Source organism: Roseofilum sp. KMC-1 (genome assembly GCF_057802075.1).
The window spans coordinates 2,089,953-2,112,160 of the sequence record NZ_CM173605.1 but is presented as its reverse complement, the minus strand read 5'-3'; the positions used below and the strand labels follow the sequence as shown (position 1 = coordinate 2,112,160).

The 22,208-nt window shown below is 45.8% G+C and carries 28 protein-coding genes and 2 pseudogenes; 10 read left to right on the top strand and 20 right to left on the bottom strand.

The window, feature by feature from the left end; genetic code table 11:
* Window positions 1–335 precede the first annotated feature (335 nt).
* Both AC3FZD_RS09775 and AC3FZD_RS09770 read left to right on the top strand, forming a co-directional pair.
* A complete protein-coding gene (locus AC3FZD_RS09775) occupies window positions 336–1,703 on the top strand; it encodes a 1-acyl-sn-glycerol-3-phosphate acyltransferase (RefSeq protein ID WP_488739945.1) in 1,368 nt (455 codons plus the stop codon).
* Window positions 1,704–1,802: 99 nt separating this feature from the next.
* A complete protein-coding gene (locus tag AC3FZD_RS09770) occupies window positions 1,803–2,381 on the top strand; it encodes a gamma-glutamylcyclotransferase family protein (RefSeq protein WP_488739944.1) in 579 nt (192 codons plus the stop codon).
* 88 nt (window positions 2,382–2,469) lie between these two features.
* Here the strand turns inward: AC3FZD_RS09770 and AC3FZD_RS09765 are convergent, their stop codons facing one another.
* Window positions 2,470–3,510 (bottom strand): hypothetical protein, encoded by a 1,041-nt coding sequence (locus tag AC3FZD_RS09765; protein ID WP_488739943.1) that lies wholly within the window; start codon window positions 3,508–3,510, stop codon window positions 2,470–2,472.
* Window positions 3,511–3,689: 179 nt separating this feature from the next.
* Between AC3FZD_RS09765 and AC3FZD_RS09760 the strand changes: the two genes are divergently transcribed.
* Entirely contained in the window at window positions 3,690–4,412 is a 723-nt protein-coding gene (locus tag AC3FZD_RS09760; protein ID WP_488739942.1) for a GvpL/GvpF family gas vesicle protein, read from the top strand.
* Here the strand turns inward: AC3FZD_RS09760 and AC3FZD_RS09755 are convergent.
* Complete coding sequence (locus AC3FZD_RS09755) at window positions 4,409–4,645, bottom strand: DUF2811 domain-containing protein (protein ID WP_488739941.1); 237 nt, start codon at window positions 4,643–4,645, stop codon at window positions 4,409–4,411. The two genes, AC3FZD_RS09760 and AC3FZD_RS09755, sit on opposite strands and share 4 nt — an antisense overlap.
* Before the next feature lie 496 nt (window positions 4,646–5,141).
* Here AC3FZD_RS09755 and AC3FZD_RS09750 point away from each other — a divergent pair, with 496 nt between their 5' ends.
* From AC3FZD_RS09750 to tumE, 3 genes and pseudogenes are all read left to right on the top strand, one after another.
* Window positions 5,142–5,633, top strand: coding sequence for a DUF29 domain-containing protein (locus AC3FZD_RS09750; RefSeq protein WP_488739940.1), 492 nt, complete (start codon window positions 5,142–5,144; stop codon window positions 5,631–5,633).
* A 98-nt stretch (window positions 5,634–5,731) separates the two neighbouring features.
* Entirely contained in the window at window positions 5,732–6,496 is a 765-nt protein-coding gene (locus tag AC3FZD_RS09745) for a transposase (RefSeq protein WP_488739939.1), read from the top strand.
* Between the two features lie 15 nt (window positions 6,497–6,511).
* Window positions 6,512–6,832 (top strand): annotated as a pseudogene (tumE, locus tag AC3FZD_RS09740) (toxin TumE); the annotation flags it as partial.
* 29 nt (window positions 6,833–6,861) lie between these two features.
* Here the strand turns inward: tumE and AC3FZD_RS09735 are convergent.
* From AC3FZD_RS09735 to AC3FZD_RS09715, 5 genes and pseudogenes are all read right to left on the bottom strand, one after another.
* Window positions 6,862–7,158, bottom strand: a pseudogene (locus tag AC3FZD_RS09735) (type II toxin-antitoxin system PemK/MazF family toxin); the annotation flags it as partial.
* Window positions 7,155–7,382, bottom strand: coding sequence for a hypothetical protein (locus tag AC3FZD_RS09730; protein ID WP_488739938.1), 228 nt, complete (start codon window positions 7,380–7,382; stop codon window positions 7,155–7,157). The pseudogene AC3FZD_RS09735 and the gene AC3FZD_RS09730, both read right to left, overlap by 4 nt.
* Window positions 7,383–7,666: 284 nt before the next feature.
* A complete protein-coding gene (corA, locus tag AC3FZD_RS09725) occupies window positions 7,667–8,833 on the bottom strand; it encodes a magnesium/cobalt transporter CorA (protein ID WP_488739937.1) in 1,167 nt (388 codons plus the stop codon).
* A 188-nt stretch (window positions 8,834–9,021) separates the two neighbouring features.
* On the bottom strand, window positions 9,022–9,231 hold the full coding sequence (gene thiS / locus AC3FZD_RS09720; RefSeq protein WP_488739936.1) for a sulfur carrier protein ThiS: 210 nt from the start codon (window positions 9,229–9,231) through the stop codon (window positions 9,022–9,024).
* A 2-nt stretch (window positions 9,232–9,233) separates the two neighbouring features.
* The gene (locus tag AC3FZD_RS09715) at window positions 9,234–10,319 is read right to left on the bottom strand and encodes a thiamine phosphate synthase (RefSeq protein ID WP_488740309.1); all 1,086 of its coding nucleotides are present in this window, start codon (window positions 10,317–10,319) and stop codon (window positions 9,234–9,236) included.
* Between the two features lie 252 nt (window positions 10,320–10,571).
* Between AC3FZD_RS09715 and bchM the strand changes: the two genes are divergently transcribed.
* Window positions 10,572–11,276: a magnesium protoporphyrin IX methyltransferase gene (gene bchM, locus AC3FZD_RS09710; RefSeq protein ID WP_488739935.1), complete on the top strand. Its 705-nt coding sequence runs from the start codon at window positions 10,572–10,574 to the stop codon at window positions 11,274–11,276.
* A gap of 106 nt (window positions 11,277–11,382) precedes the next feature.
* On the opposite strand, the gene AC3FZD_RS09705 is transcribed toward bchM, so the two are convergent.
* The 6 genes from AC3FZD_RS09705 to psbH all read right to left on the bottom strand — a co-directional run bounded on the left by AC3FZD_RS09705 (window position 11,383) and on the right by psbH (window position 14,617).
* On the bottom strand, window positions 11,383–12,090 hold the full coding sequence (locus AC3FZD_RS09705; protein ID WP_488739934.1) for a metallophosphoesterase family protein: 708 nt from the start codon (window positions 12,088–12,090) through the stop codon (window positions 11,383–11,385).
* 60 nt (window positions 12,091–12,150) lie between these two features.
* A complete protein-coding gene (locus AC3FZD_RS09700) occupies window positions 12,151–13,020 on the bottom strand; it encodes an SDH family Clp fold serine proteinase (protein ID WP_488739933.1) in 870 nt (289 codons plus the stop codon).
* A 54-nt stretch (window positions 13,021–13,074) separates the two neighbouring features.
* Window positions 13,075–13,335: a DUF3146 family protein gene (locus tag AC3FZD_RS09695; protein WP_488740308.1), complete on the bottom strand. Its 261-nt coding sequence runs from the start codon at window positions 13,333–13,335 to the stop codon at window positions 13,075–13,077.
* Window positions 13,329–13,988, bottom strand: coding sequence for an aminoacyl-tRNA hydrolase (gene pth / locus AC3FZD_RS09690; protein ID WP_488739932.1), 660 nt, complete (start codon window positions 13,986–13,988; stop codon window positions 13,329–13,331). Before pth ends, AC3FZD_RS09695 begins: the two co-directional genes overlap by 7 nt.
* A 9-nt stretch (window positions 13,989–13,997) precedes the next feature.
* Window positions 13,998–14,291 (bottom strand): TatA/E family twin arginine-targeting protein translocase, encoded by a 294-nt coding sequence (locus AC3FZD_RS09685; RefSeq protein ID WP_488739931.1) that lies wholly within the window; start codon window positions 14,289–14,291, stop codon window positions 13,998–14,000.
* A gap of 122 nt (window positions 14,292–14,413) precedes the next feature.
* Complete coding sequence (psbH, locus tag AC3FZD_RS09680; protein WP_283760581.1) at window positions 14,414–14,617, bottom strand: photosystem II reaction center phosphoprotein PsbH; 204 nt, start codon at window positions 14,615–14,617, stop codon at window positions 14,414–14,416.
* A 155-nt stretch (window positions 14,618–14,772) separates the two neighbouring features.
* Here psbH and psbN point away from each other — a divergent pair, with 155 nt between their 5' ends.
* Window positions 14,773–14,904 carry a photosystem II reaction center protein PsbN gene (gene psbN / locus AC3FZD_RS09675; protein WP_283752810.1) on the top strand — a complete coding sequence of 44 codons (132 nt, stop codon included), beginning with the start codon at window positions 14,773–14,775 and terminating at the stop codon, window positions 14,902–14,904.
* Window positions 14,905–14,992: 88 nt separating this feature from the next.
* Here the strand turns inward: psbN and AC3FZD_RS09670 are convergent, their stop codons facing one another.
* Window positions 14,993–15,706, bottom strand: a complete 714-nt coding sequence (locus AC3FZD_RS09670; RefSeq protein WP_488739930.1) for a Uma2 family endonuclease — start codon at window positions 15,704–15,706, stop codon at window positions 14,993–14,995.
* Between the two features lie 188 nt (window positions 15,707–15,894).
* Here AC3FZD_RS09670 and AC3FZD_RS09665 point away from each other — a divergent pair, with 188 nt between their 5' ends.
* Window positions 15,895–16,098 (top strand): hypothetical protein, encoded by a 204-nt coding sequence (locus tag AC3FZD_RS09665; protein WP_488739929.1) that lies wholly within the window; start codon window positions 15,895–15,897, stop codon window positions 16,096–16,098.
* Between the two features lie 190 nt (window positions 16,099–16,288).
* Here the strand turns inward: AC3FZD_RS09665 and gshB are convergent, their stop codons facing one another.
* The 6 genes from gshB to pheS all read right to left on the bottom strand — a co-directional run bounded on the left by gshB (window position 16,289) and on the right by pheS (window position 21,714).
* Window positions 16,289–17,263 (bottom strand): glutathione synthase, encoded by a 975-nt coding sequence (gene gshB / locus AC3FZD_RS09660; protein WP_488739928.1) that lies wholly within the window; start codon window positions 17,261–17,263, stop codon window positions 16,289–16,291.
* 42 nt (window positions 17,264–17,305) lie between these two features.
* Entirely contained in the window at window positions 17,306–18,064 is a 759-nt protein-coding gene (gene plsY / locus AC3FZD_RS09655) for a glycerol-3-phosphate 1-O-acyltransferase PlsY (RefSeq protein ID WP_488739927.1), read from the bottom strand.
* Between the two features lie 188 nt (window positions 18,065–18,252).
* Window positions 18,253–19,566, bottom strand: coding sequence for a DUF3086 domain-containing protein (locus tag AC3FZD_RS09650; protein ID WP_488739926.1), 1,314 nt, complete (start codon window positions 19,564–19,566; stop codon window positions 18,253–18,255).
* A gap of 24 nt (window positions 19,567–19,590) precedes the next feature.
* Window positions 19,591–19,995 carry a DUF3119 family protein gene (locus AC3FZD_RS09645; RefSeq protein WP_488739925.1) on the bottom strand — a complete coding sequence of 135 codons (405 nt, stop codon included), beginning with the start codon at window positions 19,993–19,995 and terminating at the stop codon, window positions 19,591–19,593.
* 91 nt (window positions 19,996–20,086) lie between these two features.
* Window positions 20,087–20,698 (bottom strand): Uma2 family endonuclease, encoded by a 612-nt coding sequence (locus AC3FZD_RS09640; protein ID WP_488739924.1) that lies wholly within the window; start codon window positions 20,696–20,698, stop codon window positions 20,087–20,089.
* Window positions 20,699–20,721: 23 nt separating this feature from the next.
* A complete protein-coding gene (gene pheS / locus AC3FZD_RS09635) occupies window positions 20,722–21,714 on the bottom strand; it encodes a phenylalanine--tRNA ligase subunit alpha (RefSeq protein ID WP_488740307.1) in 993 nt (330 codons plus the stop codon).
* 87 nt (window positions 21,715–21,801) lie between these two features.
* Between pheS and AC3FZD_RS09630 the strand changes: the two genes are divergently transcribed.
* Window positions 21,802–22,179: a hypothetical protein gene (locus AC3FZD_RS09630; protein WP_488739923.1), complete on the top strand. Its 378-nt coding sequence runs from the start codon at window positions 21,802–21,804 to the stop codon at window positions 22,177–22,179.
* Window positions 22,180–22,208 lie beyond the last annotated feature (29 nt).

Here is a 22,208-nt window from a genome sequence, read left to right as displayed (position 1 = left end):
AGAATAAGGTTAGTATAAAGGTTTTGGCGGATCAAGAGCCATGAATGAGCCAAATTGACTCATGCTCAAGGTTAGCCTACATTAGCATTAGCACTAATTCCTGATGTTCTTCATATTTCCGTGTATCAGTTAGGGCCAGAGCCTCACTATAGACCTCAGTTACTGCTGATACCCAACACCTTGGAGAAAGGGTTATGTTACAGAAGTCAGTCAAATCATCGTCAACTATAGCTTTAATATCTTCAATCTGGCTACCCTATATAGCAATAGGGCGCTCCATGGCTAGAAGTAATGAGTTAATTTAAGAAACCCTAAGTCTAACCTATTGCCGCACCATGTCTGAATCCATTATCGATCGCATCCAACCCCCCCTCGAACACATCCCCCCCCAGTTCAATCCCCTCGCCCTCAAAGCAGTACAACTGATTCTACCCTTTTGGTTACGCACCCAGTGTAAAATCAGCCCAATTTACACCCACAACACCCTCACCCTCGCCCAGCTCTATCATCAATTTCAGCAACAGCAAATTCGCCTCATCCTTGCCTTTCGCCATCCCAGCACCTACGATCCCTTTTCCATGGCTCATTTACTTTGGAGCGCCGTACCCCAAACCGCCAAACAGCATAAAATTCCCCTAAAATACCCAGTTCATACCCATTTTATGTACGATCGCGGCATTGCCATTTGGGCCGGAAAATTCGTCAGTAGCATATTTTCCCAACTCGGCGGGACATCCATCCAGCGCGGAAAACTCGACCGAGAGGGCTTAAAATGCGCCCGCTCTTTACTTCTGGATGGTCGTTTTCCTCTCACCTTAGCACCAGAAGGAGGAGTCAATGACCATAGCGAACTCATGAGTCCCTTAGAACCCGGAGTCGCTCAATTAGGATTTTGGTGTGTAGAAGACTTACAAAAAGCCAACCGTCCTGAAAAAGTAGCTATTCTTCCCATCGGTATTCGCTACTCTTTCCCCCAACCCCCATGGGAACAACTCGATCGGCTCTTAAATGAACTCGAACAAGATTTAGGCTTACCCCCTTTTACCAGCAATTCCCCAGATGATAGGGTTCAATCTCGTTATCCTCGACTGCTGAAAATTGGTGAAAGCTTACTGTCCTTAATAGAATCCTTTTACCGCCAATTTTATGATGTTGATTTTGAAGAATTACCAGACTTGGGAGACCGCAATCAGAACTTATCACAGCGTCTTAATCGCCTCTTAGAAAATGCCCTTCAAGTATCTGAAAATTACTTCAAAATGAAGCCTAAAGGAACTTTTATTGAACGGTGTCGGCGCTTAGAACAAGCGGGTTGGGAACGGATTTATCGCTCTGATATTGAAAGTTTATCCCCCGTAGAATCTGGATTAGGTAATTGGGTCGCAGAAGAAGCTAGTTTACGCATGGGTCATATGCGAATAGTAGAGCGAGTTTGTGCAGTAACCGGGAAATATGTGCGGGAAAAACCGACTGCTGAACGCTTTGCCGAAACCCTATTAATTTTGTGGAAAGTGATCGTCTGGATTAAAACCGGAAAAGTGGATGCTCGCCCCAATCTAGGACGGTTAGAAACAACTCTCACAGTAGGAGAACCCTTATGGGTAAATGACCGATGGGCAGATTACCAACAAAGCCGCCGTCAAGCGGTTTCGAGCTTAACTCAAGATTTGCAATTTGCCTTAGAAAAATTAATGATTTCCTAATTTTAATTGGTCATTAAAGATACTTTATAGTATTGCTTTCGGTTTCCTCTTTTGTTATACTTCCTAGCAACATTTAGGTTATATAAACTGTAAACTACTATGACTGTTCAAGGCGAACATTTTAGATTTTCAACCGGTGATAAACTCCATTTAGTTAGTTCCCTACCCTCTCAACATTCAGAATCCGAGTATTTTGATTACTTTGCCTATGGGTCGTGCATGTGTCCTGTGGATCTTCAGCGTACCCTAGGAGAACCCGCCTATCCTTATGTGGTTGGTCAAGCGACTTTGCCCGGATATCGGCTAGGATTTTATCGCCGCTCCATCAAACGCAATTGTGGTGCTTTAGATGTGGTTCCCGATGTACAAAGATCGGTAGAAGGGGTACTTTATCGGTTGCCTTGGCGCTTAAGTGAATTGCTGGATATTCGGGAAGAAATTCCCCGCAATGGCTATCGCCATGAAACAGTAGCAGTGTACTGTCAAGGGAAGCTTTATAAAAATGTGCGTACTTATGTGGTGGTAGATAAGTTACCAGAAGAATTAGCCCCCAATGATTGGTATTTTAATGTGGTAATGCGTGGGGCCATTACTTGTGGATTACCGGAACAGTATTGTTGGGATTTATTTAACCATATGCATCGCCTGCAAGCCACTCAGTTGAGGAAATCGGCTTAGGGAGATGGGGGAATGGGGGAATGGGGGATAGAAAAATTTTTCAATTACCCATTACCGATTACCCATTACCTCATTGCTGCGCGAAGCCTTATTTGAGTTCAAAGCGGGTTCCGCGATAACAGCCTTGAAAAGAAGTGAGGGGAATTTGCGTCTGGTTTTGTAATTGAGCGACTAAGGATTGACTATTGGCAGTGGCAGACGCTTCACCCCAATTGAAGTGAGTCATGCCTAACATATTCCCAGTTTGGTAATAACTATATTCTTCTACAGGAATGCCTTCTGCACCGACAACGCTTTGGTCGTAATAGCCATTAATAATGATTTTCTCAATTTTTACACCGGGAGCGGTGCTAAGGTTCCATTGTACGGGTTCGTAGGCAGAGAGGGCGAGGGTGATGGGCCGATCGCGTCTTTCCACCCGAATATCCACCTGTCCAGTGGGATGATAAGCACCACTGTGATCCCAACGGGCTTCATAAATACTAATCAAGTGTAATTCGCGATCTTGAACTCCAGCGGCCACATATCCGGAAAAATCCCCTGTACCTCCCACACCGCAGCTATAACCGGGACTAAAGGCGGTAGGGGTAACGGTTTGGCTCAGTTGAGCTTGTAGTCTGGGTTTGAGCCATGTCCAAGCGGCGAACCCAAGGCCGGCAACTAACACCATACCCACACCGACGGGGAGAACAGTTTTCAGTAAGCGTGCTGCGTCAGATTGACCCCATTGATTGAGGGTTTGTTTTAGGGTTTCTGCGGTATCTTGAATGGGGTTGGTATTGCCATCAAGTTGAGCGAGCAGGTGTAAGCTTTCTGGGTTATCTAGCAGGCTTTGAATGGCATGACCTTGGCCGACATAAAATTGGCGGGAAGTGCGGTCAAGTAGGAGCCAATTTTCTTCTTGTTCCAGGTGGTAGGGTTCAATGATGGGGTGGACTTCGGTATGTTGGAGAAAGACTTGCCAGGCGATCGCATAGCCAGCGCCGACATCATCGCCATCGGCATACATCAGTTGCCCAATATCACTATCCCAGTGCCAGGCAACCCAACGGCGATCGCCCGTATAACCGAGAGACTTTTCTAACTGAGCATGGGCGATAAGATTAATCCGTTCAACTAATTTAGGCATAAAGTTAATGATGTTGTGGGGTAAGGACTTGGCTTTGTTATACGGTAACCTGTCCTTCTTTCCGGGCCAAGTGTTGATTCAATTAAAAATTAAAAATTAAAAATTAAAAATTATGATGGCTGGGTGAAAGAGAGGGTTCCTAGCTAAGGTAGGATCGCGGGGATGGGTTATGGAAGATCATGTATACTTACGCTTTAATTAAAATACCCCCTACGGCTTTAGAACTGCCTCCTGGGTTGGTGGGCGATTTAGAGGTGGTTGCGACTGGGCAATTAGCGGCGATTACTGAGCCACGGCTCTCGCTGACTAAAATGGAGGCACTGGTTCAAGATGATGGACTTCTAGAGCAAGCTTATATTCATTATGGGGTGGTGGTCTGTAACTTATTTGCCAAAACTACGATTTTACCTCTGAAATTTTACCATTGTTTTGGCGATCGCCGCGCCCTAGAAGACCATCTGACCACCCATCAAGACCGGTATTTAAAAACCCTCGATAGCCTAGATGGGAAAGGAGAATATATCTTAAAAGCATTTCCCAAACCCTTAGAACTTCCTCCCCTAGATAAGGAACAAAAGGGAAAAGCCTATTTTCTGGCCAAGAAACAACGATATCAGCAGCAGCAAGAGTATCAGCAGCAGCAAGAGTTGCAATGGGAAACACTGACAGAGCAACTGCTGGCACTGCATCCAGAAGCGATTATTCCTGAATCCCAAGAGGATAAGCGACAACTGTTTTGGTTAGGAGACAAGAAGGGGCGATCGCTGTTAGAAAAACAGCTATGCGACTGGCAAGAACTCTGTCCAGATTGGGATTTAAACCTGAGCGATCCCATTCCTCCCTACGATTTTTTAGACCAGACTTCCGATGAGTTGAAGACATCTTCATATACAGACCTTTAGGGCAAAGCGGATATATTAAACAGAGCATCAAGATAGACCCGCGCTGCCTTCCGATAGCTAGATTGATGGCTCTGGGAAGTCTGATCGTTTCCATTTTGCAGCAAAAATAGGGACAAGGCCGCAGAAAATACCCGCTCTTGATCCCAGTCCGGATGATTTTCTAAATAGCATTGGATGGATTCGTGGAGATCTTCAGGTATTTCTGCCAGAATACTCACGGTTGTAGTATGCATATGCAGGCCTCTAGGGTTGGGTTGAGTGGATATCGGCAAGATGCCTTGTGGCTCTATTGTGTGCTACCAATAGGTGGTCTTGTCAATGTTGCGAAACGTAAAAAAAAACGATCATTTTTTGTTACGTCAACGAAAAACCAATACTTTCAGTCCAATTTTCGTTACATAACTTTATTTTTTTGGGATAGGGAATCGAGATTAAAGGGCCAGTGGGGAAATCCCCAAGCCAGACCTAGGGATGGGGCTACAGGGCAGTTTTGTCAGGTTAAGGTTGTGTAAAATTCTAGAGAAGTTGTGGAAAAGACTAGGGTAACTTGTGGAAAGGCTGTGGAAGGTGTGGGGAAAAGAGGGGGAAATGATAAGAATTACGAATTTTGGCAGAAATGGGGATAGGGGAATGGGGGGGAGCGAACAACAGAACTCAATACAGGGCTTTGTTGCGATCGCCAGCCTCAACCTGTGCTAGAGTAGCCGAAAATGCAACAGCACAAGTGCTATGGAAGCCTTAACCGATAATGCTCCGCATTACTGGCGCGATCGCTCTCTTCTCTCGGATCTCTACGATGGCGACTATTACCTGTGGTTGGAAACGACATCACAGTTGTTGCGCGATCGCCAACTCGATCGCATCGATCTCGATCATCTTGCAGAAGAAATTGAAGATATGGGGAAAAGCGAGAAATGGGCGATCGAGAGTAACTTGGAAATTCTACTGATGCACCTACTCAAGTATCAATATCAACCAGAAAAACAGACGAATAGCTGGCGCTACACCATTTATGAACATCGCCAACGACTCAAGAAAGCGTTTAAGGATAGCCCCAGTTTATGCGGATATTTTGAGCAAGTTTTTGACTTCTGCTATACAGAAGCGCGAACGATGGCAGCTCTAGAAACGGGAATGAACAGGGATGAGTTTCCAGAACTGTGCCCCTTTGCGATCGCCGAAACTTTGGATAGCGACTATTGGCCAGAGAATGAGGTATAGTCGGTGGTTTGGCGATCGCGATCTAAAATCTCTCATTCCTAAATACAGCGCTTCGCGCTGTAATAGTGTACAGTGAAGAAATAGAGGTTATGGAGTAGATGATGAAAGCATATAGTGTAGACTTACGAGAAAAAATTGTGAAAGCGCATCTAGTAGAAAACTACTCAATTAGACAAGTGGCCGCGAGATTTTCAGTGAGTAAAAATTTAGTTCACAAGTTGGTCAAACAACAAAAAACAGAAGGAAATGTAGAGCCAAAACGCCGAGGCAAGCCCCAGTTTAGTCATCTGACAAGTGTTGAAGCTCAAGAGCAAGTGAAAGCCTTAGTAGAAAAACATATAGATGCCACTCTAGGGGAACTTTGTGAATTCTTTGCCGAAGCGACCGGTAATTGGGTAAGTCCTACAGCCATGTGTCGCTGTTTACAGAGATTAGGGTTATCTCGTAAAAAAAAAACGAGGCATAGCAGTCAAGCAGCAACCGAAAAAGTACAAAAACTAAGAGTAGAATATTGGGAAAAAATTAAAGAAATAGAGCCAGAGAACTTGGTGTTTATTGATGATTGTCTCCTACCCAAATTATGGCCAGGCGCAGTGGTCGTGATGGATAATTTACCGGTTCATAAACTCGCCTCAATTGTCTCTAAAATTGAAGCAGTGGGTGCTAGTGTCATCTATTTATCTCCTTATTCTCCAGATTTTAATCCCATTGAAATGTGGTGGTCACAACTGAAGTCTTTTGTCTTCGCTTTTGCTCCTACTACCCGTGCTATGATTGATGCTCTTCTATCCGTAGCTCTTAAGTTGATCGATCCTGAACCGTTAAAAAACTGGTTTACTCATTGTTGTTACTGTCCCTCATAACAGCGCAAAGCGCTGTATGTTGAACGGTACGAAGAAGAAATTCTGACACCAACACGCGCTAATCTGAGAATTCGATTACGCTTTAATCAAACACACTTACTAGAAATAAATGAAGCAATCATAGTTGTAGAAAATCAATTAGAATTTCTTGATTACCGTTATCACTTTCAAGATGAACAAAATGAACTGATTTTTCGTTATGATAGCACGCCTCACTTCCCCAATCTACCTAATTTTCCTCATCACAAGCATTTACCAGATAATGTAATCATGGCTGAAAAACCTGCAATTCCTCAAGTTTTACAAGAAGTAATTGAGCTGATGAGGGAAAAATAGCGATCGCTCTTTCCAAAACACCCCTAAATGCGAATGCTCGCCAAACGAGAGCGATAATCAATTGGCCGCGTTTGCAAACAATCTGCTATTGATGTTTTAATTAATCCATTAGCTGGGGATGGCGAAATCTCAACATTGGTTTTGATTTTAGCTTTTTTGTCATTCCAAGCGGTAATCGGCACAACTTGGATAACAGGAACGCGAAGGTTATAAGTGTTGTTTGTCACTACAACGCAAGGTCTAATTTTTCCGGTTTCTGAACCCTTAGTTGGGTCGAGATTAACATCAATAATTATCCCCCGTGTTATCTTTATTCCTGTGGCTATTCTTCTAAACCTGCATCGGTTAGTTCTTGTAATTCTCGATTGCCTTGGTAAAGGTCAGCATATAGAGTCGCTGATTCTTCTAGGTTATTGTCATTTAAAGCGAGTTGCAACTTGGCCAAGGCAGTCCTAACGACTTCGCTGGGGTCTTGAAATCCATACTCTTGACAACGTTCAAGAAATCGAATGGTCAATTCATCAAGTTTAAAGGTTTGTTCTTGCATCATTACAGTTGTGACTCGTTGAGATGATTTTTTGGCTAGCTCAAGCTTGCCCTCCATTATACTTCAAATGAAATGGGCGATCGCCCCAGTAAACCTTGTTTTAGTGCCCTGCGCGGGGAATCACAATACCTTGACTTCGGTATAAGTTAATTCTCCGCTAACACACCGTAGGCGATCGCCAAATGGGTCAAAAGTTGATATCTTACTAATAAATTGGTATAATTTTCAGAACTAAAAGTAAGAGTCATTTTTCCAGGTATCCTTGGTTTCTAGAGGAACCATACTTGCTAGTCATCTTTCAGAGTAATGGCCGAGTTATCGAACCAACCCCGCCGATGGAAAAAGAATACCATAACGATCGCGATCGCTGCCATCACCGCCAAAGCGATCGGATAACCCCAAGCCCAATTTAACTCCGGCATATTCCAAGGAGATTTATCGGTATTAAAATTCATCCCATACACCCCAGCAATGAACGTCAACGGGATAAAAATTGTCGAAATAATCGTTAACAACTTCACAATTTCATTCATCTTATTACTCAAAGATGACAAATACACATCCATCAATCCAGAGGTAAGTTCCCGATAAGTTTCCACAATATCCAAGACCTGAATGGCATGATCTGAACAATCTCGCAAATAAATACTAATTTCCGGGCTAATTAACCGACCTCCATCCCGAATCAAGGCATTAATTGCATCTCGTTGTGGCCAGATACAACGGCGTAATGCTAAAAGTTGCCGTCGAGTTTTATAGATTTTTTTCAGCGTTTGACGAGTCGGATTAATCACCACCTCTTCCTCTAGTTCATCAATCAATTCCCCATAATTTTCTAGCACTGGAAAAAAGCCATCAATAATTGAATCAATCAAGGCATAAGCGAGATAATCTGCTCCCCGTTGACGAATCACTCCTCGACCAAAACGAATGCGCTGACGGACTATTTCAAAAGAATCATGTTCTGGCTCTTCTTGAACCGTTAATAAATAACTTTTTCCCAAAATCAAGCTCACTTGTTCAATCCAAAACCCATCCCCATCCTCATTGGGGGTAACCATTTGGGCAATAATGACCATCTGATCCTCATATTCATCAATTTTGGGGCGTTGCGGCACATTGACCACATCTTCTAAAAGGAGGGGATGGAGATGAAAAATATCTCCCATACGTCTTAATGTTGCTTCATTCCCTAATCCTTGCAAATCAATCCAAGAGATCGACTCACTATCTAAATAAGGGATACAATCTTCGGGTTTACTCAGAGCAACTCGTAGGGCTGAATGCTCATTATAGTCAATTACCACTATTGAGGGAGGAACCGCATCTTTTTCAATATAAAGGGTTCCCGGATCATCTCCTGGATCGTCATAGTAATAGTCAAATAAATCTTCTTCACTTTCTTCCGCCGCAGGGAGGCTGACTTTGAGTACATCAGGGTTTTTATCCGTCATAAGAATCCTCCAGAAGAGTATTTAGAGCATTGTGTGAATCATATTTCTGAGGGCGATCGCCCTCAGATTAGCATAAACGAATGCCTAGCTCTTCAAAATTCCCACCATCCAAACTAAAAAACCGGGTTTTCAGATGGCTTTTGTTGCTTAACTGATATCAGTCAGAAAAACCCGGTTAACCAGATAGACTACCCACCCCCGACGATAGTGACAATTTCCAGGCGATCGCCCTCCTGCATTTGTGTGGTTTCCCAAAACTGGCGATGGAGGATTTCCCCGTTATATTCCACCGCTACCAAGCGCGGATTTAAGTCCATAGACTCTAAGAACTGGGGTAAACTCATGCCCATGACACAAGTCCGAGATTCTCCATTAACCTGTAAGCTGACTTCTGTCATACTCAACTCCTCCCTGCTTGAGTATTTTGAATAGCTTTCATCGTTTCCATCCGCACCAGTTGGGAGAGGAAATATTGGGTTACCAAGGTGGGTTGTTCCGCTTCCATAATTGCTCGGACTACGGCAATACGGTTAGCCCCCGACTCTAGCACCTCATTAAAATTATTCACATCAATGCCACCGATCGCAAACCAAGGAATCGGGCAATGTTGGGCTGCATAGCGCACATACTCATGGCCAGCAGCCGCCTTATTCGGCTTCGTGGGAGTAGTAAACACCGGCCCCACCCCCACATAATCTGCACCTTCGGCGATCGCCCGTTTCATCTCTTCCGAGTTCGTCGTCGAACGGCCGATGATTTTCTGAGACCCCAACATTTCCCGAGCCACAGCAATAGGGAGATCCTGTTGTCCCAAATGAACACCATCGGCATCCACTGCCAACGCTAAATCTACCCGGTCATTAATCAAGAACAAAGCGCCATAGCGAGCGCACAATTGCCGCAGGCTCTGAGCTAACGCAAAACGCTCCCCATCCTCAGTATTCTTATCCCGATATTGAATCAGCTTCAGCCCCCCTTGCAGAGCCGCCTCCACCACCTCTAACAAATCCGGCATCGGAGAAGTCACCAAATACAACCGTGCCTCCAAAAGCTGTTGATGGCGACTATAGGCCATTAACTGGCTCTCCAGAGTATACACCCGGTAGCGCATTTGCTTACAGACCCGGCCCATTTGCCTATCTTCCAGCTTGCCATACTCCTCCAGAACCCGCAGCGCCTCCTCAACCCGGCATAAATTGGCCTGGAGTAGCTGATGAATGGTTCCCCGGTATTCTTCCCGTTCGTGGGTTAACTGAGTTCCCGGATCGTTCGGCGTATTCCGAGCAGCCCGAATTTCCGGCGTATGCCATTGGGCCAACTCTTGGCGCAACTGCTTACACTCCTGAGTCAGATCCGGATTATTTAACCCAAACCGACACCACTCCTCCACGATCCGCAATCCTTCCCTGGCACGGTCTAGATTGGCATCTAAAATGCGATAGATAACAGATTTTCCCATAACTTGACCGTTGTATAGCTCCGCCATTACCCCGTTTTGATGATTGACCATTAGGATATCCTGCCATATAGTGCTTTCCACTGGTAATAGATGAGCTGTCAACTCTCAACCTTGATTGCATCTCTGATTGCATCTCTCAAGGGGCGATCGCCCAGTCATGCAGAGCATTCTTGATTACAGAGTAAAAAAGAGTACCTAGACTGAGAAACCGTAGCCTAATTATGGTATGCTCAAAAACTGGAGACTTTCCCATCCTGTGTAAAACGTCCTGTAATTCCTATGACCCTGGCAGAAGAGAAAAACCTAGTAGACGATAAGACCATCGTCAAAGACTACTTTAACCAAACCGGTTTTGACCGATGGCGGAAAATTTACGGTACAGAAGAGGTTAACCGCGTCCAACTCGATATCCGTAAAGGCCATCAACAAACCGTTGATACGGTTCTAGACTGGTTAAAAGCAGATAATAACCTCAAGGAACTGTCCATCTGTGATGCTGGGTGTGGAGTCGGTAGCCTCAGTATTCCCCTGGCTCAAGCTGGCGCTCAGGTGTTTGCCAGTGATATCTCGGAAAAAATGGTAGGAGAAGCGAAAACTCGCGCTCAAGATGTTTTAGATAATCTGGATAACATTCAGTTTAGTGCCCAAGATTTGGAGAAACTCGAAGGTGAATATCATAGTGTAATTTGCCTGGATGTACTGATTCATTATCCCCAAGAAAAAGCAGACGAAATGATTGGTCATCTCTGCTCTTTAGCCCAATCACGGGTTATCCTCAGTTTTGCGCCGAAAACTTGTGCTTTGGCGATTTTGAAGAAAATTGGTAGCTTTTTCCCTGGCCCTTCTAAGACGACTCGCGCTTACATGCATAAGGAGAAAGATGTAATTGCTAGTTTAGAGAAATATGGCTTTAAGGTTGAACGCAATGCCATGACGAAAACCCGATTTTATTTTTCTCGTATTTTAGAAGCGACTCGTTCTTAGAGTGGTTTTATCCCCCTAAAAATTTCCCTTAGAAAGGGAGATTTGGGGGATTATAGTCAATTCGATTATGTCTCAGTGTTATTTGAATTGACTATAATTCTATTGTTTAAACCCTAGCCCTGGCTAGGGGTTGGGATTGGAAGTCGCGAATATGAGCGATTTGGGTTTGTCCTTGCTGGTTGGCTTGCCAAATTTGCCCGGTGTTCACATCCAGAGCCGTTAACCATCCGCCATCGTAGGCGCGAGTATCGATACAAATAGCATGACCTAAATTGACGGGTTGACCGCTTTTTTGGCTCGTATGACCGCAGATCATCACTTTACCTGACTGATGGGGACGGGGGGATCTAAACTTTTGCCAAAATAGATTTTCGTTAGGCTGTTGTTCTAAGGGAAGATCGGGATCGGCTGTTGCATGGAGAAAGAAATGATGTTCGGTTTGCCAATAGTTTAAGCAAGTATGGGCTAAAAAGTGCCAGTGAGATTCGGGCACATCGGTAATTTGGGCGGCTTGTAAAGGATACTCAGGGCAATAAGAGGCGAGGGTTTCTGAGCCAAGCCAATCATCAATGCAAGGTTGAGGAAGCGATCGCGCCCACAAGAACATTAAATCATGATTGCCCCGCATCGGCACTAATTGGCCCCTTTCATCAAGCGCGATTAAACAATCTAAAACACCCTTACTATCGGGCCCCTTATTCACGTAATCTCCAAGGGTAACAATAATATCATCGGGGTGTAGATTGACAAAATTCAATAAGGTATTCAGAGCAGTAGAGCAGCCATGAATATCACCTATGGCTAAGATTCTCATATGAGATTCCCTGAAATAACAGGTGCAACGTCAGCACGTCTCTATTCTACAGCAACTATTCTATTGATCTCTAGTTTTGGGGATGGGTAAGGTCGGTGCGCGATCGTAGGGCATGGGAATATACTGGACACTGGGGCGGCGATTGCTCGGTTGTGGATACAAATCCATTAAGCCATAAATCTCTTTTGGTAACCCTGTCACCACGGGTAACCCCAAGGCTTTGGCTTCCTCTGGGGGAATGGGATAATCATGAGTAACTTTACCTGTGGTTAATTCCTCAATAATGCGATCGATGTTTTCTGGGGCAATTTTTTGCCTAGGGATATCATCTTTTAATAACTCGCGCACAAAGACTTGAACCTGTCTAATCGCTTTGCGAGATAAGTCAGCCATAATCAAGGTTTGATCATCAATATCTCCCAGGGGTTTATCTTCAATAACTTTGAGAATACTGGCGGCGGGAAAATTGCCCAATTGCGGATCGACAGGCCCTAAAACGGCATTTTCATCCATAACAATTTCATCAGAAGCTAGGGCTAACATGGTTCCGCCACTCATGGCATAGTGGGGAATAAAAACCGTAACTTTGGCTTGATGGCGAATGAGGGCGCGGGCAATCTGTTCGGTGGCTAAAACTAGGCCCCCTGGGGTATGTAAAATCAGGTCAATGGGAACATCGGCAGGGGTTAACCGAATGGCTCGTAGAATTTGTTCTGAGTCTTCGATACTGATATAGCGAGAGAGGGGAACGCCGAGTAAATTGATTGATTCTTGGCGATGAATGAGCAGGATAACCCGACTGCCTCGTTTTTGTTCAAAGGCTTTTAGGGTTTGGATGCGTCGCTGGATAATTTGCCGTTGTTGCCAGGCAGGTTGTAGTGAGATGAAGAGGAGGACAAGGAGGATGATATCGAAAAAATTAAAAGACATAATCAATTAACAACTAATAATTAACCATTGGTAATGAATGACAGCAAGACGGAGTTAAAATTGGGCGCGGACGGTGAAGGTGTAATCACCGCCGGGTTCGAGTTCATAATCTCGTTGTTCTAAAAATCTGCCCAGGGGTTCTTGAATGAGAGCGCGTCCTAGGGAGGGTTTGACGAGTAGTTGTCCATGGCGAAAGAGCCATTGAAATTCCCATTGATATTGATCGGCTAAGACTTCTCCTTCAAGTTTTCCCTGTTGCCAAGAGTGGCGCAATACGCGGACATAAACGGTGGTTTCGGGTAGGCGCTTCACGATCGCTTTTCCAATGCAGCAAATAGTCGGTTGTTGTACAGGTTCATGGCTTTTTCTACCCCTTGTTTGAGGCTGATTTCTATGGCATCGGCTGCTCCGGAAATCACATCATTGATGATTTGGGCTTCCCATGGGGAAAATTTGCCTAAAACATGGGATACGGTGTCTTTGCTGCTGGTGTCTGGAGATTTGGAGGAGCCGATACCCACTCGCAGACGGGGGAAGTCTTGGGTTCCTAAGTGGGCGATCGCACTTTTCATGCCATTATGACCTCCAGCCGAACCCGATAAGCGCAGGCGTATCCGTCCCACAGGTAGATCCATATCATCGTAAACAATGAGGACAGAATTGGGCGGCAGTTTATACCAATCGATCGCTGTGCGAATGGATTGCCCGGAGCGATTCATGTAGGTAGAAGGCTTGAGCAAGCGCAGTTTTTCCCCATGAGTAAAAGGTGCTTCAGCAAACCATCCTTGAAATTTTTTGTGGGCACTTCCGGAGGCATTCCAGCGCCGGGCGAGTTCATCGACAATATCAAAGCCGATGTTATGGCGAGTGCCATCATATTGACTGCCAGGGTTGCCTAAACCAACAATGAGTTGGGGGATGACAAGAGCGGGTTGTTCTTTGGGATGGGGCGATCGCTCGCTATTCATGGCTCTAAGTTAGCTGGTAGAGGTTGAATTGTTACTTGAGGTTGGGAGGGTTTGGGGTTCGCTTTCTGGGACATTGCTAACTTCAATGCCAGGCTGAATCATGGGTTGCTCTTTTATTGAGGCTTCCAGTTGAGAAGCTTCTCGCTTAAATTCCTGTTCAAATTCTTTCGATGCTTGCTGGAAACTACGGATAGTTTTGGCGATCGCCTTGCCCATCTCCGGTAATTTCTTTGGCCCAAAGATCAACAGAGCCACAATCATGATCACAGCCATCTCCGGTAAACCAATGCCAAAAATATTCATGCTCTTCTATGCTCCTATAATTAACTCCTGTAAAAAAACCCGGTTTATGGACTAAACCGAGTTTTTAGGCATCACTAAACGTTCTGAGTAAACGTTGGTAACTGTAATCTGATTGCCGTATCCTACCGACCGAGAGTCGTCCAGTCTACATCTAATCCTTCGAGAAGAAGGGATGAGTTGTAGATTTGGAGAATAATCAGCAGAAAGACTAAGAACAGTAGCATAAACACTCCCATTAATGGGGTGGTTCCCCAACCGGGGGCTACCTTACCATATTCCGAGTTCAGGGGTCTGAGGATGTCTCCTAAACGGGTACGTTGTGCCATGGGTCTCCTATATTCCGTTTCAATTTTCTGATTTTACACTGGTCTGGGTCTGGCAGAACTGTGAATCCTGACGGAATCGGGATGACCAGATCGCCACCAAATGTAAATTTTTGTAATACTATATTTAAGGATAGTATATCTTAGTTCAGAAACCTATGGAAACTGCAACGGTTCTTAATATTGGTATTGTAGTCATTGTACTGGCTTTAACTGGTGTTTCGTTATATACCTCGTTTGGGCCGCCCTCGGAAGCCCTAGACGATCCCTTTGAAGATCATGAAGATTAGGAAGATATAACTATTGACGCTGATCTAGCATGTAGGGGCTTTGTAGCGTTTGCCCCTACATTAGATTTTTTGGTATTTTAACCGCATCCTAGGGAAAATCGATACCGAGTTCTTGGAGCTTGGAGATCGCGCGATCGCGCTCTTGTTGAATGAGATCGCGCTCCTGTTGGATAAGATCGCGCTCCTGTTGGATGCGATCGCGCTCTTGTTGAATGCGATCGCGCTCTTCCATCACTTCCTCTGGATCTTGAAAGGGTTCCCCATTGGGATAAAACACCGCTAAATCATCCGCGAATAATTCAAAGCGAATGTCTAAAAGCGGAGAAGTCCAGGGTAAATTCAGAGGAGTAATTAACATAAACTCCTCATCTTGATCTCCCCTGACATATCCCCAAAAATCATGAGATTCTGGATCATAAAAAAACATCTCCAGCACCCCATATTTTTGATAAAACACCTGTTTAGCAAGCATCTCACTCCGGGTATTACTAGGTGACAAAATCTCAAAGACGACTTGCGGTGCAATATTATCTTCTTCCCATTGCTTGTAACTACCGCGATCGCCAGGAGGTCTCCCAAAAACCACCATCGCATCAGGTGCTTGTGCAGGCACAGGTGGCGCATCCACCTGAACCGGATACCACAATAAATCCCCAGCCACAAATACCCTTTGCTGGGCAAATAAGCGCCTTAAATTGCTCACCAAGCGAACGATCCATCGGTATTGAACAGTGTTTTCAGCCATAGGTAACCCATCGGAGTCGGGATAAAGAGTTTGGGGGGTAACGGGAGCTTGAATCATTTGCTATTCTCCTCAGTGCTGAGTGAGTATCTTTCTATATTCTATGGTTTTTTAGATCAGTTTGAAGAAGCTGCCGGGCGCTGGTATCAACAAGCCTGTGATTCTGGTGTCGATTCTCTCAAAGTGGGGATTACAGCAGTTTCCTCTGCTATGAGGTACATTAATGACTGTTTTTAACGATAGCTAAAATGGCTCAAAGCGCTACCCAATCTGTTATTTGTTCCCCCCATCCCCCTATCTCCCCATCCCCCCATCACAGCACAAAGGGCTGTATCCTGTTAGCCCTAGATGGACTTTCTCTGAATCAGTTATTAGGAACCACCTCTATTTCTGATGAGGAGCGATCGCAGTTGATTGCGGAATTAATACGGATGACTTATACCGATCCCTAGAACCATTTGGTGATCTCAGCGTCAAGTTACCTGATCCGGCTGGGCAACTTTCCGAAATTCAGCAACTTAATCATATCCTTTTTGATCGGGCTAGTCGTCCAGAATATGGAGATATTGCGGTGAAAGCAGTCATCATGTATTGGGAATGAGTAATTGGTAATGGAAAAATCGCTTTTTTCCTTTCTAATACTTATAACCCAAACTTCACATAATCGCTCACCCAAGCGATAACTTCTTCCCCTAAACGGACATTATTTAAGCGGTCAATTTCCCGAATACCGGTGGGACTGGTGACATTAATTTCAGTCAGATAGCCACCTATGACATCTAAGCCAACAAAATAGAGACCATTATTGCGTAAAATCGGGGCTAAGTGGGCGCAAATTTCCTGTTCTCGGTCAGTAATTTCTGCTTTTTCCACTTCTCCACCGACGGCCATATTGTTGCGAAATTCCTCAGTTCTAGACACCCGGTTCACTGCGCCAATGGCTTCCCCATTGAGAACAATAATCCGTTTATCTCCATCTTTAGCGGCGGGTAAAAATTGCTGTACCATGACGGGGAGTTTGCCATTTTGGGTACTGAGTTCGATTAAAGAATTAAAATTGCGATCGCCAGCCTCTAAGATCAGAATCCCTTCTCCTGCTTTGCCTCCCAAGGGTTTCATGATGGCTTTTCCTTGAGTTTGGACGAACTCCCGAATCACCGTTTTATCGGCGGTTACCCTGGTTTCGGGAATAAATAGGGGAAACTGAAGAGCATACATTTTCTCATTGGCATTGCGTAACCCTTTCGGATTATTCAACACCAATGTTTTTTGCGGATCAACATAATCCAAAATATAGGTGGCATACAAATAGGCGATCGTCACTGGGGGATCGGTACGCATAAACACTGCATTCATCTCTTCTAGGGGACGAAAAACAGGTTTTTCCACTTCAAACCAAGGATTTGCAGCTACCCAATGGTCTGCTTTTAACTCTACTGGGGTTAAGCGCACGGGGGATAATTTAGCCCAAGCTTTGCCCGATCTGACTTCTAATTCTTGAGCTTCAGCGATCCAAACTTGATGACCCAATATTTGGGCAGCTTCCATCATTGCCACACTGGTATCATGGCAGGGATCGAGGCGGTGAATGGGGTCGATAATAAAGGCGAAATCCATGGTCGTCAATTAAAAATTAAAAATTAAAAATTAAAAATTGGGTTAGTTGGACGGCTCGGAGACTTTGGGGTTAGTTTGGGGGTCACTGAGCGGAGCCGAAGTGCCGATTTTGGGTTCAGTTCCGGCTAGGAGGCGTTCGATATTGCTGCGGTGTCGCACAATGACGTATAAGCCGCCTATGATACCGAAAATTTCGTAGGCTAGGGGTTGATGGAAAGCTGCCATCAGTGCAGAAACGGCGATCGCCGCCGTCATCGAGCCTAATGATACAATTCGCGTAATCCCAATGACGCTACCAAACACCGCAAACGTGAGTAAACCCACCGGCCAATATAAAGCCAACAATACCCCTAAACTGGTGGCCGCTGATTTGCCCCCTTTACTCAAGGATTTTCCTTCCGGTTGATTCCAGATTAACCAAATCGATAAACTATGGCCAAACAGGGCTAAAAATCCGGCTAAAACCACCATCCAATCTTGCAACTGCTCACTGAGCGGAGTCGAAGTGAGCGGAGTCGAAGTGAGCGGAGTCGAAGTGAGCGGAGTCGAAGTGAGCCAATTCCCTTGATAGGCAAAGCGCACCAGAAAAACAGCCGCTACCCCTTTGAAAATATCCACCAAAAGCACCGTTAATGCTGCACCTTTGCCCACCGTCCGCAACACATTAGTTGCCCCTGTCGAACCGGAACCTGACTCGCGAATATCGATCCCTTTAAGGGCTTTGGTTAACCAATATCCAGTCGGAATAGAACCCAATAAATAAGCCCCAATTAATACACTAACGGCGATCGCCCCTTGCATACTTTTACCTCTAAATTCTCAACTAGATCAACCCCTCATCCCCCTGCCCCCTTCTCCTACGGGAGAAGGGGGAAAAAGTCCCTCTCGGAGTGGGAGAGGGATATAGGGAGAGGGCATTCCAAGTTTACATCCCCCCATGCCCCCACTGTTCCCTTCGACTCCGCTCAGGGAACGGGAAACCGGAAACCTTACCAACTATCAATCATCGGCGGTGCTTCTGGATTCGGTGCAAACGCCAACCATAGGGGAAATTGCAACATAGAGACACTCACCTTATCCTCAGACTCATCAATAATAATCAGAGGCAGTTGCTTCTGTTGCGTAATCCGCTCGGCTTTTAAGGCTAAGGGTTCAGGAGCTTCAAACATAGTAATCCCTCGGTCTGAACTAAAATCCATGCGCGAAATACCCAAACAATCCTGTAAACCCCGTCGCCATTCGCCCAAGCGCTCCGGAGTATTCACTAAAATCAAGGGTCGCAGGCGATCGCCATATAAACTATAGACCACCGAAATCACCGCCGAGGACACCAAAATATTTTGCAGACGAGATCCCATGGTACGCACCGCACCCCGTCCCCCTTGGGTAAAAAACCACTGGGATACCCGCTCCGCATGAATAGGTTCAAACGTGCGCCGCAACTGCCAAGCCGGGCCATAATAATCAGGACGGGTGCGATACTGATCCAACAGATGGCGAATTTGCCGCACTCGATCAGCAAACTTAGCTTTAGCAAATTGGGGATTGTCTAAATCGGGTGCGCGTTCCGGTTCTCGACGAGAACGCATCACCGGCACATCCACAGGAGCCACTAGTTCGCCAGCCTCTGGCCCTAACTCTATATTTTCCGCCGCACTGGCCAAATCCTGCAAGCTGCCCACCAAATAATCCTTAAATCCCTGAATGCGGATGGCGAGATCCTGGGAAACTCCAGCAAAGCTTGTCCGCATTTCCGCTCGGATGCTCTCGGCTCGCCTTTCCAGCTTTTCGATGGTAACTTCTAGCTTATGTTTGCGATGCTCTAGCTCACTTAACCCCGCTTGCACCAATTGTCCCATGGCAGATTGCTGGCTTTCCAGTTGCTCTTGCAGGCGATTGGCTTCCTGTCGCAATTGCTCCACCTGGTTTTGCAGCGCTTGCTCCGTAAATCTTAACTCATCAATCCGCGCTTGCCATTCATCCAGTTCTTCATCCTTGGGGGGTTCTGAGTCTCGATCCTCCAATCCTTCCCCTTGATCTCGTCCTCCCTCTGTGGCTGCCATTTCTTCGCGGGGTTCGGGATGATCGGGGGTTTTGGTATCAAGCTGAAGGGGAAGTAAGCTATCCCCTGTTTCCGTATTTTGATCGTCTAGGTTTTCATGTTCTTCACTTTTGTGTTCAACACTTTCTCCCGTCTCCTGAGAAGCTAAGGGTTCAGAAACTTCAGAAGCATCAGAGGGAGTGGGAGGAGTTGCAGGGGTTTCGGGATTGGAGTCCCAAGGATTCAATGGATCGGTATTCATCAGTTATTCATCGGTTCTACAGGATTAACGAGAACGGGGACAGCGTTCTTCCAGACAGCTCTTGAGGGTTGAGTAGTCAAAGATAATGGGTACAAAATGGATACTCTTAATTTCTTTGAAGTAGAACAGGATGGGTAGTTTGTCCCAGAAAATTTCCCAATTTTGCCATTCCTGGTAAGGAAATTGGCGAATTGGTTTGCCTGAACGGTAAACCTCAAGGGCAGTTGGGGTAAAGGTTAGGCGGATCGTTGTAGTTTGTAGGGTTAAGAATAACCCAAAGAGGGCGATCGCCACACTCAAGCCGATTTGAACCGCTCCGAGAGGAATCGCTAACAGTACCAGCACTAAGGGTATCCGGTAACTCGGTTTGAGGGTAACCGTTTCTAGGGTAGTGCTTGAGGTTGAAGATGAAAAGGGAGTTGAGGTCATCGATGGAGTTCTAAATCGCCTACGGTTGACTATTTTATCGTGCTGTGGCTGGTAATGCCCGATCTGCCCATCAACCCATCCCCCGTCTGCATTACCAAATTTTAGCCATCTTTAGGGCCAACCCTGGCATCTCTGGTTCACAACTGACTGACTCTGGACGATCTAAAATTTGAGGTTCTCGATCGCCGCGATAGATATGCACTTGGTTATTCTGGCGATCGATGAGCAAGCCTAAGCGTACCCCATTGCTGATGTACTCTGCCATCTTGGTCTGGAGACTGGCAAGGGTATCGCTGCTAGAGCGCAGTTCGACGACAAAATCAGGCGCGATGGGGGCAAAAGAAGCCTGTTGTTCCGGTGAGAGGGCATTCCAGCGATCGCCTAATATCCAAGCTGCATCGGGCGATCTCACCGCTCCATTGGGTAATGTAAACCCAGAACTCGAATCAAATGCTTCTCCAGTTCCATCGGTTTCAGACCACACAAAAAGCTGACCAAAAACCCGACCATTCCGGTTTCCCGTGTCAGCAAAGGCTGGAGGCATAATGATAATTTCTCCATCGGCATTGCGTTCAATTTGCAAATTGGCATTGGTGCGACAAAATTCATAGAACTGGCGATCGCTCATCCTCGATCGGGACATGAGCGCAGAGAGATCGATTGCCCATAATCTCTGTTCAGATTTGATCGATAGGCTAGTCATTGGTGCTTTCGCTTCTCAACCTCTTAAAACTGACGTAAAAACCTCAGATCGCTGCTATAAAATCGGCGAATATCATCAATCTCATGTAGCACCATGGCAAACCGTTCGATGCCAAAACCAGCCGCAAACCCCGTATAAATTTCTGGATCGTAGCCGACAGCTTTTAATACATTAGGGTCTACCATGCCACAGCCTAAGACCTCCAACCATTTGCCATTCCATTGCACATCCACTTCTGCCGAGGGTTCCGTGAAGGGGAAATAACTGGCTCGAAAGCGGATATCCACCTCGCCGAACATCTGGGTGAGGAATTCTTTCACTGTGCCTTTTAAGTCCGTAAACGTGAGACCTTCATCTACCGCAAGTAACTCCATTTGGTGGAAAACCGCCCCATGGGTGGCATCGACCGTATCGCGACGATAGCAGCGTCCAGGGGCCACAATCCGGATCGGGGGGTCGTTCTTCTCCATGTAGCGAATTTGCACAGAGGAGGTATGGGTACGGAGCAGATTACCATCGGGGAGATAGAAGGTATCTTGCATATCTCTAGCCGGATGGTCGGGGGGGGTGTTGAGGGCTTCAAAATTATAGTAGTCCGTTTCCATTTCCGGGCCGGCTGCTACGGTATAACCAAGTCCCACAAAGATATCTATGGCCCGATCGAATGTACTATTTAAAGGATGAATGCGCCCTTGGGGACGATAGACCCCAGGCATCGTCACATCCAGGGTTTCGGCTTCCAATTTGGCTTGAATTTGGGCTTGTTGTAGGGCGCTCTTTTTGTCATCTAGGGCGGTAGAGAGAGCCGTTTTCACCTCATTGGCAACTGCACCGATGCGGGGGCGATCGCCAGGATCTAATTTGCCCATTGCTCCCAATACTTTGGGTAACTGACCTTTTTTACCCAGATAAGTCACCCGGAGTTCCTCAAGCTTCTGGAGATCCTCGCAAGAGGCGATCACCTCCACTGCGGCTTGTTTGAGGTCAGCTAATTGTTGTTCAAGGTCAGTCAACATATAGATTCTAGGCGCTGGCAGGTCTGGAAAGAGCATAATGCCTTACCTGATGTTACCATTATTCCCGTTCTCCACTGCCAGATTCTTATGACGATTATCCTTTCCTCCCAAGAGATCGCCCATTATCGCACGGAATTAGCCGCCGACGCGGAAGCCTTAGAAGCCTTAGACCAAATTGAAGATTGTGAAGGGGATCTTGAAGATGCAGCTATTTCCCTTGGCATTCAGACAGGACAGCAACCCGATCGCACTGACTGGTTACCCGGAGTCGCTAAACGCTGTCGGGTCATTTTATGCCAAGACCCCTGTCAGAGCTATTTTCAGCAAGGGCAACTCGCTGGTGTCGTCACTACCCTCAAAGCCGCGCAAGTCTGTCCCTCCCTGCTGGTTACCCCTGTGGTTTTATATGTCTTAAAATCCGGATTCGAGTCCTTTTGCGATCCTTTAAATTATAAACAAATCTAAAGATTCTTTTCGGTGACTACCCCTGAATC